The 14674-nt window shown below is 58.5% G+C and carries 18 protein-coding genes and 1 rRNA gene; 4 read left to right on the top strand and 15 right to left on the bottom strand.

The genetic code is table 11. The annotated features are described in order from the left end of the window. Positions 1-5 precede the first annotated feature (5 nt). From PQU96_RS12665 to PQU96_RS12705, 9 genes are read right to left on the bottom strand one after another with little or no spacing between them, the layout of a single operon-like run. On the bottom strand, positions 6-770 hold the full coding sequence (locus tag PQU96_RS12665; protein WP_272772752.1) for a uracil-DNA glycosylase: 765 nt from the start codon (positions 768-770) through the stop codon (positions 6-8). Continuing rightward, a complete protein-coding gene (rimI, locus tag PQU96_RS12670) occupies positions 767-1213 on the bottom strand; it encodes a ribosomal protein S18-alanine N-acetyltransferase (protein ID WP_272772754.1) in 447 nt (148 codons plus the stop codon). Before rimI ends, PQU96_RS12665 begins: the two co-directional genes overlap by 4 nt. Further along, positions 1206-1847 (bottom strand): tRNA (adenosine(37)-N6)-threonylcarbamoyltransferase complex dimerization subunit type 1 TsaB, encoded by a 642-nt coding sequence (gene tsaB, locus PQU96_RS12675; RefSeq protein ID WP_272772755.1) that lies wholly within the window; start codon positions 1845-1847, stop codon positions 1206-1208. The genes rimI and tsaB overlap by 8 nt, the downstream gene beginning before the upstream one ends. Positions 1848-1880: 33 nt before the next feature. After that, on the bottom strand, positions 1881-3098 hold the full coding sequence (locus PQU96_RS12680) for an EAL and HDOD domain-containing protein (RefSeq protein ID WP_272772756.1): 1218 nt from the start codon (positions 3096-3098) through the stop codon (positions 1881-1883). 11 nt (positions 3099-3109) lie between these two features. Next, a complete protein-coding gene (locus PQU96_RS12685) occupies positions 3110-4975 on the bottom strand; it encodes a chemotaxis protein CheA (protein ID WP_272772773.1) in 1866 nt (621 codons plus the stop codon). Between the two features lie 55 nt (positions 4976-5030). Beyond that, on the bottom strand, positions 5031-5762 hold the full coding sequence (gene cheZ, locus PQU96_RS12690) for a protein phosphatase CheZ (RefSeq protein ID WP_272772758.1): 732 nt from the start codon (positions 5760-5762) through the stop codon (positions 5031-5033). A 34-nt stretch (positions 5763-5796) separates the two neighbouring features. After that, positions 5797-6186 (bottom strand): chemotaxis response regulator CheY, encoded by a 390-nt coding sequence (cheY, locus tag PQU96_RS12695; protein WP_082133817.1) that lies wholly within the window; start codon positions 6184-6186, stop codon positions 5797-5799. Positions 6187-6230: 44 nt separating this feature from the next. Next, positions 6231-7166, bottom strand: a complete 936-nt coding sequence (locus PQU96_RS12700; protein WP_272772760.1) for a chemotaxis protein — start codon at positions 7164-7166, stop codon at positions 6231-6233. Between the two features lie 30 nt (positions 7167-7196). Further along, positions 7197-8138 (bottom strand): chemotaxis protein, encoded by a 942-nt coding sequence (locus tag PQU96_RS12705; RefSeq protein WP_047968180.1) that lies wholly within the window; start codon positions 8136-8138, stop codon positions 7197-7199. 201 nt (positions 8139-8339) lie between these two features. Between PQU96_RS12705 and PQU96_RS12710 the strand changes: the two genes are divergently transcribed. The 4 genes from PQU96_RS12710 to PQU96_RS12725 all read left to right on the top strand — a co-directional run bounded on the left by PQU96_RS12710 (position 8340) and on the right by PQU96_RS12725 (position 11139). Then, complete coding sequence (locus PQU96_RS12710; protein WP_272772761.1) at positions 8340-9512, top strand: sensor histidine kinase; 1173 nt, start codon at positions 8340-8342, stop codon at positions 9510-9512. Between the two features lie 14 nt (positions 9513-9526). After that, positions 9527-9835 carry an STAS domain-containing protein gene (locus PQU96_RS12715; RefSeq protein WP_272772762.1) on the top strand — a complete coding sequence of 103 codons (309 nt, stop codon included), beginning with the start codon at positions 9527-9529 and terminating at the stop codon, positions 9833-9835. A 75-nt stretch (positions 9836-9910) separates the two neighbouring features. Then, positions 9911-10480: a dCTP deaminase gene (dcd, locus tag PQU96_RS12720; RefSeq protein WP_272772763.1), complete on the top strand. Its 570-nt coding sequence runs from the start codon at positions 9911-9913 to the stop codon at positions 10478-10480. 167 nt (positions 10481-10647) lie between these two features. Beyond that, positions 10648-11139 carry a glutathione peroxidase gene (locus PQU96_RS12725; RefSeq protein WP_272772765.1) on the top strand — a complete coding sequence of 164 codons (492 nt, stop codon included), beginning with the start codon at positions 10648-10650 and terminating at the stop codon, positions 11137-11139. 30 nt (positions 11140-11169) lie between these two features. Here PQU96_RS12725 and PQU96_RS12730 read toward each other — a convergent pair whose 3' ends face one another. The 6 genes from PQU96_RS12730 to rrf form a co-directional block, all read right to left on the bottom strand. Beyond that, entirely contained in the window at positions 11170-11574 is a 405-nt protein-coding gene (locus PQU96_RS12730) for a YchJ family protein (RefSeq protein ID WP_272772767.1), read from the bottom strand. Between the two features lies 1 nt (position 11575). Continuing rightward, a complete protein-coding gene (locus PQU96_RS12735; RefSeq protein ID WP_272772768.1) occupies positions 11576-12070 on the bottom strand; it encodes a hypothetical protein in 495 nt (164 codons plus the stop codon). Beyond that, entirely contained in the window at positions 12054-12986 is a 933-nt protein-coding gene (cysK, locus tag PQU96_RS12740) for a cysteine synthase A (protein ID WP_272772769.1), read from the bottom strand. Before cysK ends, PQU96_RS12735 begins: the two co-directional genes overlap by 17 nt. A 159-nt stretch (positions 12987-13145) precedes the next feature. After that, positions 13146-13679 carry a macro domain-containing protein gene (locus PQU96_RS12745; protein ID WP_272772770.1) on the bottom strand — a complete coding sequence of 178 codons (534 nt, stop codon included), beginning with the start codon at positions 13677-13679 and terminating at the stop codon, positions 13146-13148. Between the two features lie 67 nt (positions 13680-13746). Further along, positions 13747-14172: a ProQ/FINO family protein gene (locus PQU96_RS12750; protein ID WP_308446626.1), complete on the bottom strand. Its 426-nt coding sequence runs from the start codon at positions 14170-14172 to the stop codon at positions 13747-13749. Between the two features lie 309 nt (positions 14173-14481). Next, positions 14482-14594: ribosomal RNA gene (gene rrf / locus PQU96_RS12755) — 5S ribosomal RNA — on the bottom strand. Positions 14595-14674 lie beyond the last annotated feature (80 nt).

Raw genomic sequence — 14674 nt, forward strand, 5'->3', positions numbered from 1 at the left:
CCCGATCAGGCCATTTTGGTCAGCGCGCGACGGATAGCCAGCAGATCCTGCCACGCCTTGGCTTTTTCGCCAGGGCTGCGCAACAGATACGCCGGATGGAATGTAACGAACAAGGGGATGCCCTGGTACTGGTGCGTCTCGCGCCGCAGTGCGCCGATGGCGGCATCGCTCTGCAACAGTGCGTGGGCGGCGAAGCGGCCCAGCGTCACCAGCACGTCCGGTTTGACGTGGGCAATCTGCCAGCGCAGGTAGTCGGCACAGGCGGCCATTTCGTCGGCCGCCGGATTGCGGTTGCCCGGCGGACGGCACTTCAGCACATTGGCGATGAAAACATCGTCCTGACCCAGGCCGATGGCAGCCAGCATATTGTCCAGCAGCTGTCCGGCCTTACCAACGAAGGGCAGGCCCTGCTTGTCCTCTTCCGCCCCCGGCGCCTCGCCGACCAGCATCAGGCGCGCCCGCTGATTGCCCTTGCCGAACACTGTCTGGGTGCGAGTCTGGCACAGGCCGCAGGCGGTACAGTTTGCCACCTGCTGCTGCAGGTCCGCCCAGTCCGGCAACGCGGCTGGTTCGGCAACAAGCGGCACCGGCATGCCCTCCGCCTGCGGCACGGGTGCGGCGGGCACTGGCACAGCGGCTGCAGCAGGCACAAGGTTGGCCGCAACCGGCGCCAGGGCGGGTGTCAGTACCGGCTCCGGCTCTGTTCCGCGGCGCAAGCGCCAGCGCGGCGCCAGCCCCAGTTCGCGAAGCAGCAGATGCTGGCGGCTCATAGCGGGCACTCCATCAGCAAGGCATCCTCGCGGCCGTGTTCGTGCCGGTAGTAACCCTTGCGCACGCCGCAGTCGACAAAGCCGAGCGCGCGGTACAGGCCGATGGCGGCGACATTGCCGGCGCGCACCTCCAGCAGGCAACGCGTGACACCGGCCGCCTTGGCCTCGTTCATGGCCGCCTGCAACACGGTGCGGGCATGGCCACGGCGCTGTGCGGCCAACGGCACGAAAATATTGTGGATGTGCAATTCGTCCAGGATCTGCTCGGACACCAGCACCGCCAGCCATTGTTCGGCCTGCGGCAACACCTGCACCCGCTCGCTTGCGGAAGCCAGTGTTTGCGCGTAGACCGCCACGGCCCACGGATGCGCGCACACCGCCGACTCCAGCTGGTGCAACGCTTCGGCCAGCGCCGGATCGGACAGCCGACGCAGCTCAGCCATGCTTGCGGGCTTGCTGTTCGGCGGCGGTCAGCGCCACCTTGTCGCGGATATACAGCAGCCCCGCCGCCTCCGGCGCAACGGCGGCATAGCCGCCACGGCGCACCAGCCGGATATAGCTGGCCGCATCCGGACGCAGCTCGCACGCGCTCTTGCCTGGGTGATTCAGCTCCTGTGCGCAATCCCCCGCCAGCAGCGGGATATCGGCGGGAACGGACAATGCGGCGCGCGGCTGCAAGGTGATCGGGGTTTGCGCCACGCCGTCGCGATAGCTCGCAGTGTAGACCTCGTTCATGCGCGCATCCATCACCACCTGCACCGCCGGCGCGCCGGACTGGAAGGCAATCACGTCCAGCGTCGGCACCGGGATCAGCGGCAAGTCATGGGCCAGCGCCAGCCCCTGCGCGATGCCGCAGCCGATGCGCAAACCGGTGAAGGCTCCCGGCCCCTGGCCGTAGATGATGCCGTCCAGTTCGGCGAGGCCGATGCCGCTATCGGCCAGCAGACGCTGGATCAGCGGCAGGGTCTCTTCGGAGTGGCCGTTCACCACCGGCAGCGTTGCCGAGAAAAAACACTCGCCCACGGCGACAGCAATCGAAACATGCGTGTTCGACGTATCGATAGCCAGATACTTCATGATTTGAGTTAACCGAGAGAAACAGAGGGGTGATTATAGACTAAGCTCTTCCACCCAAGAGAGTGCACTGGTGTGCAACAGGTTCAAGGCCTCGGCCTCGATGTTCAGACGCTGCGCCAGTTGCGGCAGATTGTCGGTACCGGCTTCCATCGCCAGCACCAGTTCCAGGCACAGGCCATAGCGGCCGGCATGCAGCATCAGCGCCTCGCAAATCTCTTCCGGCAGGTTGAGATGCTCCAGCGCCAACGCGATCGGCATGTCGAAAATCACGTCCAGCAAGGAGAACATGCCGGTGATGAAGAAACTGTCGGCAACATCGGACGACAGGCCGGACTCCAGCGCGATCAGCTCCATCATGCGCGCGCGCGACACCGCAGTTTTCTGCAGCGCGGCCGGCATCAGGCCGTTTTCCGAACTGGTCACCAGCAACAGCGTCAGCCAGCGGTACAGGCGCTTGTAGCCCAGCACCGTCAAGGCGTGCGAGAAGGAGCTGATGGTGGTATTCAGCCCGGCTGCGGCCGAGTTGACGTAGCGCAGCAGCTTGAAGGACAGCGCAACGTCGGTTTTCAGTACCGCCTCCACCTCTTTCAGCGCCGCATCCTGACGCAACAGGTTCAGCAGCTTGAGGGTATTGGCAAAGCTTGGGTGAATCACCTTGGCGGACAGGGTTTCCGGCTTGGCAAAGTAGTAACCCTGATAGCCGTCCAGCCCCAGATCGCGGGCCAGATGGTAGTGCTCGTAGGTTTCGACACGCTCGGCGATACGGATCACCGGATAGCTTCGCAAACGCACCGCCAGCGTCTGGAAGGCCTGCGCGTCCATCGACTGCACATCCAGCTTGACGTAGTTGGCCAGGTCGAGGAATGCCACCGCCGGCGACTCGAACGAGAAACCGTCCAACGCCACCCCGAAGCCAAGGGAGCGCAGGTGACGGACACGGGACAGCAACTCATTGGAAGGCGTCAGCTTGCCGGAGAGCTCCAGCACGACCCGCCGTGGCGGCAGCAGCTCCAGGAAGTCGCTGCCTATCATCGACTCGCCAACGTTGATGAAGGCCAGCTTGTTGCCGATCAGCCAGCTGGTACCCATGTTATTCAGGGTATTGACCAGCACCTCGGTATCGGCATCCAGCTCGGCATGCCGCCCGATCTCGGTCGAGGTTGCACTTTCACGGAACAGCAGCTCATAGCCGATGAGCTGCTGATTACGGTTCAGGACAGGCTGTCTTCCCAAAAAAGCCGATACGGACATTACAGGCAGGCTCAGTAAGAATAATTATCAGCATTGCGCAGCATCATCGTGCCGCTACCCGATGCATCCGCCTGCCCTGACAGCAAGTCTTCCATGTCCAGCACCAGTACTACCGAACCGTCACCGGACAGGGTCGCACCGGCAACCCCCTTCGGACGGATGTTCTGCAGCGGCTTGATCACCACATCGTCACGACCGACAAAGGAGTCGACGGCGAGGATGAAGGACTTCTCGGCGGATTGCATCAGCACACCGAATTGCGGCTTCTGGGTCGGCGCCCAGTTCAGCAGGTTGGCCAGCGTCTTCAACGGCAGGATCTCGTCGCGTACCACGATGGTTGGCCGCCCGGAAACCTCCTGGATGGCAGAGACATCGATAGGAATGATTTCGCGCACCATGGCCAGCGGTACGGCAAATGGCTGGTTGCAGGCACGAACCACCAGCACTGGGAGGATAGCCAGTGTCAGCGGCAGAGAGATGCTGATCCGGGTACCGACACCTTGCTCAGAGTTGATGTCGATACGGCCATTCAGCTTCTGGATATTGGTCCGTACCACATCCATGCCGACACCACGGCCGGACACGTTCGAAATCTGGTCCTTGGTGGAGAAGCCCGGCAGGAAAATCAGCTGCAGGCACTGCTTCTCGTCGAGACCGTTTGCTGTTTCCGCGTCGATCAGGCCTTTTTCGATGGCCTTACGGCGCAGTGCCTCGGGATTCATCCCCTTGCCGTCATCGGTGATCTCGATGACGATATGATCGCCGACCTGCTCGGCCGACAGCTGCACCAGCGACTGCGGCTTCTTGCCGACGCTGATGCGCTCCTCGGAGGATTCGACACCGTGGTCGACCGCATTGCGCACCAGATGCACCAGCGGATCGTTCAGGTCCTCAATCATGGTCTTGTCGAGTTCAGTCTCCTCGCCAGTAATGACCAGCTCGACTTCCTTGCCCAATTGTCGCGCCAGATCACGCGCCAGACGCGGATACTTCTGGAACAGACGGCCGATCGGCTGCATGCGGGTCTTCATCACCGCATTCTGCAAATCGCTGACCAGCAGATCCAACTGGCTGATCGCCTCGTCGAGGGAGCGCAGGGTATGCGTCTCCATATTGCCCTGCAGGATTTCGGTACGCAGCGTGGTCAGGCGGTTCTTGGTCAGACCGATTTCACCGGACAGGTTCAGCACCTGATCCAGACGGACGGTATCGATACGAATGGTGTTTTCCGGCGGCGCACTGGCCATGCCTTGCTGTGGCGCCACTTTTGCCGGTACCGGCTTGGCTGCCACGACCGGCATCGCCGGCGTCTCGACCACAGCCTCAACCACCGGCGCAGCAACAGCTGCGGACGGCGCCGGCGTCGATGCAGCCGCAGCCGTGGCCTTGGTTACCGCGGCGTGCAGCACATTCCAGTCCGGTGTATTGGCAGCGGCAGCCGGTGTCGCTGCAGGCGCAGCAACCGGTGCCGCAGGGACCGCCAGATTACCAGCCAATGCACTATCCAGCGCCGCGAGCAGACCGGCATCCGGCACGGCCGGCGACAATCCTTGCGACAGGGTGGTGAACATGCCACGCACCACGCCGGTTGCATCCAGGATCACATCCATCAGCTCAGACGACAGCGGCAACTCGCCATTGCGCAGCTTGTCGAAAAGGTTCTCGGTACGGTGACAAATGGTCACCATTGCCGACACATTCAGAAAGCCGGCTCCGCCCTTGATGGTATGGAAGCCCCGGAAGATATCATTCAGCAACGCCTTGTCATTAGGCCGTTTCTCGAGCTCGCACAGCTTGTTGTCGACATCGGACAACAGCTCGGTGGACTCGAGCAGGAAATCCTGCATCAGATCTTCCATACCTGCAAAGTCGCTCATTTTGACTTCCTTTTCATTATCGGCCCGCAGTAGACGGCCTAGACGATCTCGCGTCTTAGAAACCCAAGCTTTCCAGCAAATCATCCACTTGCTGCTGATTGGTCACCACGTCGGAACGGCCATCAGGGTTCACGACTGGCCCCTGCAACAGATCAGTGCCGAGCTCCACTTTCTTCTCGGCCGGCAGGTATTCGATCAGCACGGTCAGCAGCTCGCTTTCCAGCGTTTTGACCATGTCCATGACCTTCTTGATCACTTGCCCGGTCAGATCCTGGAAATCCTGAGCCATCACGATTTCCAGCAACTGGGCATTGGTTGCCGCCGTCTGTTGCGGTGCCTGCGCCAGGAATCGGCGGGTATCAGCAGCCAGCAGCTTGAAATCGTCAACGGACAACTGGTTGGCAAACAACTGGTCCCAACGCCCCGACAGGCTTGCGGACTGGGACTGCAGCTCATCCTGGATCGGACGGGCAATATCGGTGGCATTCAGCACACGCTCTGCAGCATTGGCTGTCAGCGTGGCGATGTAACCCAAACGGTCCTTGGCATCGGGAATGGCATCCGCCACTTTTTCCAGGGACTTGTCGTACCCCAGCTCGCGCAGTGCATCGTGCAGCTTGCGGGTCATTTGCCCGATCTGGGCATAAATTGCCAACGCAGCCTGGGGATTCGCGCCATCAACCTCTATCGAGGATGCCTCTTGTTGAGAGGCCTGCTGTTTGGCAATGCTTTCAAATAGAGCTTCCAGCTCTGGCGAGTCGCCACTTTCAAGAAGATGATCCGGCACGACAATTTCTCCTGGCAAACAGTACAGGCTGCTTTTATTTGTTTAGGCTCTGGAAGATCTTGCCCATCTTTTCTTCCAGTGTCGCGGCAGTAAATGGCTTCACGATATAGCCACTGGCCCCCGCCGTTGCGGCCTCGATGATGTTCTCGCGTTTCGCTTCTGCGGTAATCATCAGGAACGGCAGTGTCTTCAGCTGCGGATCGGCCCGCACCGCACGCAGCAGTTCGATACCGGTCATGTTCGGCATGTTCCAGTCGGAGACGATGAAGTCGAAATGCTGTGTCTTCAGCTTGTGCAATGCGACTTGGCCATCCTCGGCCTCGTCCACATTGGTAATGCCCAACTCCTTCAGGAGGTTGCGCACAATCCTTCTCATTGTTGAGAAATCATCAACAACCAGAAATCTCATATTTTTATCAATCATTGCCTTTTTCCTGACCTGATATCCATTCCCAGCTTATTTTGTTCCTAGCGCTGAAGGAAAGGAATAATTGTATCCGCTAGTACCGCTGGGTCGAACTTGGCGACATAGGCGTCGACGCCGACACTGGCACCCATGGCCCGGTTGGCATTCGACGACAGGGATGAGTGCATCACGATCGGGATGCCGGAGAAGCGGGCATCCGACTTGATCAGTTTGGTCAAGACATAACCGTCCATTTCCGGCATTTCCGCATCAACCAGAATAAGTTTCAGGTTGTCGTGCAGGCTTTCGGTGTCGGACCAGGTTCTGTTCGCCAGAACCTGCAACTTGTCCCACGCTTCTTTGCCGTTATTTGCCTGATGATACTTGATGGACATCTTGTCCATCACGTTGGAAATTTCTTTCCGCGCCACGACCGAGTCGTCGACAAAGAACACGTACTGGTCATCCTCCAGCGCAGCCTGCGGAATATCCGGCAAACGCGTCTCGCCGACAACACTGGACAGGATCTGCTCGACATCCAGGATGGAGACCAGCTTGCCGTCTTCCAGCTCGGTTACCGCCGTGATCAGGGTCTGCTGGGTAGTATTCATCACATTTTCAGGCGCACGCACCTTGTCCCAGTCGACACGGATGATGCGGTCTACCGAATCCACCAGGAACGCCTGGGTACTCTTGTTGAATTCGGTAACGATCATGGTGTTGTAGCCACCTTCCGCCAACTCACAGCCGATGAACTTGGCCAGCGAAATCACGGGGATGATATTGCCGCGCAGGGACAACACCCCCTCGACACCGAACGGCATATTGGGGGTTTTGGTAACGAAAGGCGTCTGCGACACTTCGCGCACCTTGAATACGTTGATCCCGAAGGTTTCGCGGGTCCCCAGCGAAAACAGCAGGATTTCCATCTTGTTCGACCCCGCCAGCTTGGTACGGGCATCGATATTGGCTAGCAAAGAGGCATCAGAGGCGGACATGGCCACTCCTTAAATAAAGCGCAAATCAGCTCAAATCTTCAGCATCTCGCGGATTTTCATCGAGAGCTTTTGTGGCTCGAACTTGGAGACATAGGCATCGACACCAACCGACTCACCCAGCTTCTGGTTGGACTGACCCGACAGCGAGGAGTGCATCAGCACAGGAATGCCATGGAAGCGCGGATCGGACTTGATCAGCTTGGTGAGCATATAACCGTCCATCTCCGGCATCTCGACGTCGGTCAGCACCAGGTTCACGACATCGCTCAGCTTGCGCCCGGCCAGCTCGGCCTGCGACGCCATGCGCTGCAGGTCATCCCAGGCTCGCATGCCATTGATGGCCGAAGCGTACTTGATGTTCATGACTTCGAATGTCTGCTGGATCTGTTTGCGCGCAACCGCCGAGTCGTCGGCAAAGTACACCATGCGCGGCTCTTTGATCGGATCGATGCCGATGAACTGGTGCTCGTCACCGTACATGGCCGTTTCTGCCAGCACCTTTTCAACGTCCATCATCATGACCAGCGTGCCGCCATCCAGCTCGGTCACTGCTGTAACCAGACCGCCCATCCGGTTGGTAATCATCTCCGGCGGCACCCGCATCGCGGCCCAGTCCAGTCGCAGGATGGTATCCACCGCTTCGACCAGAAAGCCCTGGGTATGGCCGTTGTACTCGGTCACAATCATGATTTCCGGACGCTTCTCGCTGACGATACCGGCGTAGCGCGCCAGATCGATCACCGGCACCAGGCTGCCACGCAGGCTGACCATGCCCTCGACGGAAGAAGGCATTTCCGGCGCCGACGTGATTTCCGGTGTCCGCATTACCTCGCGCACTTTGAAAACGTTGATGCCGAAGGTCTCCTTGCGCCCTGTTCTTTGGTCAACCCCAAGAGAGAACAAGAGAATTTCCAGTTTGTTCGTTCCTGCCAGCTTGGTGCGGGCATCGATTTTTTTAAGAAGCTCAGACACGGAAACCTCCGAGTAAAAATTCATTGCTGACGGCTATTAAAGATACTCATGCCAGCCGGTATCAAGCCCTACATTCCAGAATGGCAACACTGGGAGTAGTATCGCCTGTGCCCCACAAGGAGTCCAGCATCATCACACCCGACGCACAGGGGTAGGATTATCATACGGTTTAACTAGCCTTTACAAATGGCACCCTCATTAATGACGAACAATCCATCAACAGACGCCACACCAGAGACGTTGGCCGCAACATTTGCTCACTTCAACGCGGTAACCGATGAACTGATCAGAGCATACCAACAGCTTGAAATCAAAGTTGAAGAGTTGAACAGTCAGTTGACCCAGGCCAATGATGAACTACTGCAAAAGTCTCAAGCCAATGCCCAGCTGGCGCAGAGGCTGGCCACGCTCGTTAATGAGTTACCCGCAGGCGTCATAGAAACGGATGCACAAAAGCAGATCATTTCCCTGAATAATGCCGCCAAAACGATGCTGCCCAGGCTGCAAAACCATGCACACTGGGACGAAACGGCGCTACTGAACCAGATGGATGCAGACGGCGTCATTCACCTCGCCGACCCTCACAGCGGCAGGACGCGCTATCTAACCCTGCAAACCTGCCCGCTGGACGACCAGTCAACGATTTTCCTGCTTCATGACGTGGGAACCCTGCGCCATCTGCATGAACAACTGGCGCAACAAAACAAGCTGGCCTCCATGGGGCAAATGGCCGCCTCGCTGGCTCACCAGCTGCGCACTCCGCTCGCCACCGCCCTGCTCTACGCCAAGAACCTCGAGCGGCCAACCCTTTCCGCCGAGGAGCGACTGAAGTTTTCACGCAAGATCGTCGACCGGTTACAAGCGCTGGAGGGGCTAACCCAGGAAATGCTGGGATTTGTGCGCCAGAACACCTCCAGCGAACAGATCACACGCTACCCGTTATCCGAGCTGGTACATGAACTGGAGCAGTCGTTCGCACCACAATGCGAGGGCCATGGCGTGCGTTTCCAGATCCGCAGTGACGCGCTGGCGCAAGCATCATTAAACTGCCGGCCCAAAGAGCTGACAGCGGCCATGATCGGCCTGCTCGAAAATGCGCTACAACACGTGCCGGCTGACGGAAAAATCATGCTGGAGGTGCTGAACCGCGAAAACTGTCTTACATTCAAAATATGGGACAACGGCCCCGGCATTGCTCAGGAACTGGTGCCCCGCATCTTTGAACCCTTTTTCACGACCAGGGCAAACGGCACCGGTCTTGGCCTAGCCATTACCAAGCGGGTAATTGACGCACTGGGTGGCGAGCTAAGTTATCATCGCGACGATGACAACACCGTGTTCTCGGTTGTCCTTCCACAGACAGGCGAACCATGAATGGCAATGACCCAATGATGAAACCTATCGTTAAACTGCGCGGCCATGTTGGCAGCATCTTTCTTGTCGGCCAGTTCGACTTCAACGCCCACAAGGCTTTTCGCCAGGCGAGCCAGGAACTGCTCGACAACCATGACATCACCGAAATCGAGGTCGATTTCGACCAGGTACCCTATCTGGACAGCTCGGCACTGGGCATGCTGCTGCTGCTGAAAGAACGCGCCAGCAGCGCAGGCAAGGGCTTGGCACTGGTCAACTGCCGCGAGACCGTGCGCCAGGTACTGGAGATTGCCTGTTTTACCAAGCTATTCAATATTTCCTGATGCGTTTGGCTAGCCTCACGTCCGGCTTGGGCGGTAAAATCCGCGGCTAATTCAAGCGCCTTGGAAAACAACAAGATGAGCATCAAATCCGACAAATGGATCCGCCGCATGGCCGAAGAGCACGCCATGATCGAGCCATTCGCATACGAGCAGGTCAAACAGGTCAACGGAGAGAAGGTCATTTCGTACGGCACGTCGAGCTACGGCTACGATATTCGCTGCGCCGATGAATTCAAGGTGTTCACCAATATCAACAGCACCATCGTCGACCCGAAGAACTTCGATCCGCAATCGTTTGTCGAGGTCTCCGGCAAAGGTTACTGCATCATCCCGCCCAACTCCTTTGCACTCGCCCGCACCGTCGAATACTTCAAGATTCCGCGCTCGGTACTGACCGTGTGCCTGGGAAAATCGACCTATGCCCGTTGCGGCATCATTGTCAATGTCACCCCGTTTGAACCGGAGTGGGAAGGCTATGTGACGCTGGAGTTCTCCAACACCACGCCGCTGCCGGCAAAGATCTACGCCAACGAGGGGGTTGCTCAGGTGCTATTCTTCGAGTCCGACGAAATCTGCGACGTTTCCTACAAGGATCGTGCCGGCAAATACATGGGACAAGTCGGCGTCACCCTGCCGCGCACCTGACCCTACGGCCTAGGCACTGGCCGCAATTCCTACTCGCAATTCAGGCCATCTGGTCTAGGATGAAGAACACGGCGGGCAATACTGTTGCTGACGTGTTTCTTCCTGAGCGTTGTGGTTCCCCCTTGCCGCAACGCTCTTTTTTTGTCCATTTGCAAAGCAAGACAAGCATGGCCATTTCCGATTTCAGCTTCAACACCATCGATGGACACAGCACACCCCTCGCCCGCTTTTCCGGTCGCGTCCTGTTACTGTGCAACACGGCCAGCGAGTGCGGCTTCACCAAGCAATACGAGGCACTGGAAAAGCTGCATCGACGCTACCAGCACGAGGGATTGAGCGTAATCGGTTTTCCCTGCAACCAGTTTGGGCAACAAGAACCGGGACAAGCAACAGACATCAAGCAATTTTGCCAGATCCGGTACGGCGTCAGCTTTCTGCTGAGCGAAAAAATCGAGGTCAACGGCCAGCATGCCCACCCTCTCTGGCAGTACCTTACGAAGCACAAGCGAGGGATTCTGGGCAGCAAGGCCATCAAGTGGAACTTCACCAAATTCCTGATTGATCGCGAAGGCAAAATTGTTGGCCGCTATGGGCCACTAACCCCACCGCAAGCACTGCAAGACCGGATAGAAGAATTACTGCAGGTAAAAACCGGGTGAACATCGGGAATCCGGCACGTGACCAGCGCGCTAATCGCTGACTTCGCCATCAAGATAACGCCACAGGCCCTGCTCGCGCACAAAACGGCTACGCTCCTGCATCCGCCCGGCACGGCCATTGACCTTGTAGCGAGCAACAAAAGTCACCACCCCGCTCTGATCCAGCTCGCTGCCGGCTTCCGTCGACAGGATTGCCAGCCCCAGCCACTTTACCGCTGCATCCAGCAACGGCTCAGCCGGCAAGTTTTCTGCCGCCCAGGTCCGGCGCAGATAAGCCTCATCTCCCAACACAAAGGCACTATAACGCGAGCGCATCAGCGCCTCGGCGCTCGGCGCCGGCAGGCCGCCATGATACTGGCCGCAACAGGCGTCATAAACCTGACCACTGCCACATGGGCACGCCACGACACGGCTCATTGTTTTACGTTTGCTCACGTCACTGCCCCAGCGCTGGCATGCTGTACAGCTTGAGCATGAAGCTGGTGAATGCCGGCTGTGCCGGCTTGCCTGCCAGACGCGGCCAACGTTCCAGCCACAGCTGCAAGCGCTGTTGCATCAGTTGTTGCGCCTTGGCGCCATCCAGCTGTCCGGCATCGCGACGTACCGCAATCTGGCGATACAGGGCGAACACATCATCATCGACTGCATTGCGGCCAACCAGTTGTACGCGTAGCGCTCCCAGTCGATCGGCAACCTGAACCCGGTTCAGCTCACCCTTGGCCAGTCGTGCGGAAAGCGCTTGCGCCTCCTCGTACAGGCGTTGGGATGGTGCGACCGCAACAGGCCGCGGCGTGACACTCCCGCCGACACCAGACGAAGGCGGCAGCACGGCACATCCCGACAGCACGCCCGAAATAAAAACGACCATGAATATCTGTTTCATGGTCGTCATTGTAACGCTGCGCTCACTCACTTCAAGCAAGGTGCTCAAATAATGGCGTCGACAGGTAACGCTCACCAAAAGACGGGATCACCACCACAATCAGCTTGCCGGCATTTTCCGGACGCTTGGCCAACTGCAAGGCGGCCCACACGGCGGCACCGGAGGAAATCCCCACCAGCACACCTTCCTTGGTTGCCACGGCACGGGCAGTCTCGAAGGCATCCTCATTCTTGACCCGGATCACCTCGTCGTAGATCTCGGTATTCAGGATGGCCGGCACAAAACCGGCACCAATGCCCTGGATCGGATGCGGCCCCTTGGCCCCGCCGGACAACACCGGCGACGCGTCCGGCTCGACCGCCACGATCTGCACCCCGGGTTTGCGTGCCTTGAGCACCTCACCCACACCGGTAATAGTGCCGCCAGTACCAACGCCAGCAACAAAAATATCGACTTGCCCGTCGGTATCGCGCCAGACCTCTTCCGCGGTGGTCTGACGGTGGATCTCCGGATTGGCAGGGTTCTCGAACTGCTGCGGCAGGAAGTAGGTTTCAGGGTTGGCCGCAACCAACTCCTTGGCCTTGGCGATGGCGCCACCCATGCCTTCCGGACCGGGGGTCAGGATCAGTTCCGCACCATAGGCGCGCAGCAATTGGCGACGCTCGCGGCTCATCGTTTCCGGCATGGTGATTACCAGCTTGTAGCCACGCGCTGCACAGACCATGGCCAGGCCGATACCGGTATTGCCCGATGTCGGCTCGACAATAATCGTCTCCGGTCCGATCTTGCCAGCCCGCTCCGCCGCATCAATCATCGATACCGCGATACGGTCCTTGACGCTATGCCCGGGATTGAAGAACTCCAGCTTGGCGACCACCGTCGCCCCTACGCCCTCGGTGACCCGATTGAGGCGCACCAGCGGGGTATTGCCGATCAGCTCAGTAACAGAATTTGCGATGTGCATTTTATTCCTCCAGTCCATCTTTCATGGCGACAGATATTGCCATTTATTCTAACCAGCACCTTCGTCGCTGGCTAATACCAATTCTTGCTAAGCATTGATCTGATCGCATGGATTCCCGGCTGACATGTGCGGCATGCTGTCATGCCCTGCGAACTGGTATCAGCTGATGCCGACCAGCACCTTCTGCCAGGCACGATGGACTTCGTCATCAAAGGCGACAAAAACAATCTTGCGCAGCGCCGGCGGCGGTGCCGCCAGATAGGTTTCCACCACATGCCAAGCGATATTGGCCGCAGCCAGCGGCGGAAAATGGTTGGCACCACAACTGATGGCGGCGAAGGCGATGGAGCCTACCTGCTTCTCTGCCGCCAGTTGCAGGCTCTTGTGATAGCACGACGCCAGCAATTGTGCCTCGTTATCCTCACCGCCTTTCCACAATGGCCCGACCGCGTGAAAAACCCAGCGCGCCGGCAAGGCAAAACCTGGCGTGACACAAACATCCCCCGCTGCACAGCCCCCCTGCCGCAAACAGGCCGCAAGCAGCTCGCCACCAGCGGCACGATGCACCGCCGCGTCCACCCCGCCACCGCCACGCAATGAAACGTTGGCCGCATTCACGATTGCCGAGACATCCAGCTGCGTGATGTCGCCACGCCAGACCTCGACCCGCACGCCGTTACGAACGGTCAGCATTGCCGCACCTCAAACAAGTACCGCACAAGAAAAACCCCTCGCGAGAGGGGCTGGCAACATCGGAGCATTACGCTTCAGAGATATCGGAAGCGACAGGGTCGGCAGAAGGCTGCGGCACCTCGGCGGCAACGGTCGCGGGCTTCTCCGCTTTTGGCAGCGTCATTTTCTCGGCGGCCGCTTTTTCCTCAGCCGAAACCACACCCACCGGTTTGAGCGCGAGATCGAAGCGCTTACCACCACGCGCAAGCGACTTCACGTAGCGCTGTTTGCGACAATGGTTGGCCAGCATGCGCGAAACCAGTTGCGGATCAAACTGCGGCAGTTCCGCAATCAAGGCCTCATGAATCCCCAGCGCCAAAGGACGGAATAGTTTGAACACGTCGTACTTGGCGTAAACATGTGCCGCAATCATTTCTGTCTGGCTTTTCTTGCTAAGACTCTGGACAGCTGACTTGAGCGCCGCACCGAGCGCGGTTTCATTGTTGGACTTCATCTGAGGATTCTTCATGGTTAATCTCATGGGGCAACACGGAGAAGCGACAAGTAGTGAACGACCCACTCTGACACGACCCGAAAAAAGACGCCTATCTTAATGCAGAGCCGGTCTTGTTGCTACGACTACCGTCATCGACTCGTACTATAGGACACAAGCCAGCATCTGGCGTTCGTATACGGAGCCCATTGCACTGCTGAGCCGGCAGGAAGACTGGTCAAGGTTGGCCGCAATGCACTTGAGGAGCGGATAAGGTAGCACCACAAAGCACAAAGCCCAGCTCGATTGAGCTGGGCTTCGTAAGGGGGCGTCTGGCGGTGTCCTACTTTCACACAGGTATCTGCACTATCATCGGCGCTAAGGCGTTTCACGGTCCTGTTCGAAATGGGAAGGCGTGGGACCACCTCGCTATGGCCACCAGACATAAACTGTCACAAATCAAAGAAGCCTACACTGAGTCTGTCACTCAGCCTGGTAGAAGATCTTTTGTATCGGTCGCTTG

Source organism: Vogesella margarita (genome assembly GCF_028548475.1).
Classification (GTDB): Bacteria; Pseudomonadota; Gammaproteobacteria; order Burkholderiales; family Chromobacteriaceae; genus Vogesella; species Vogesella margarita.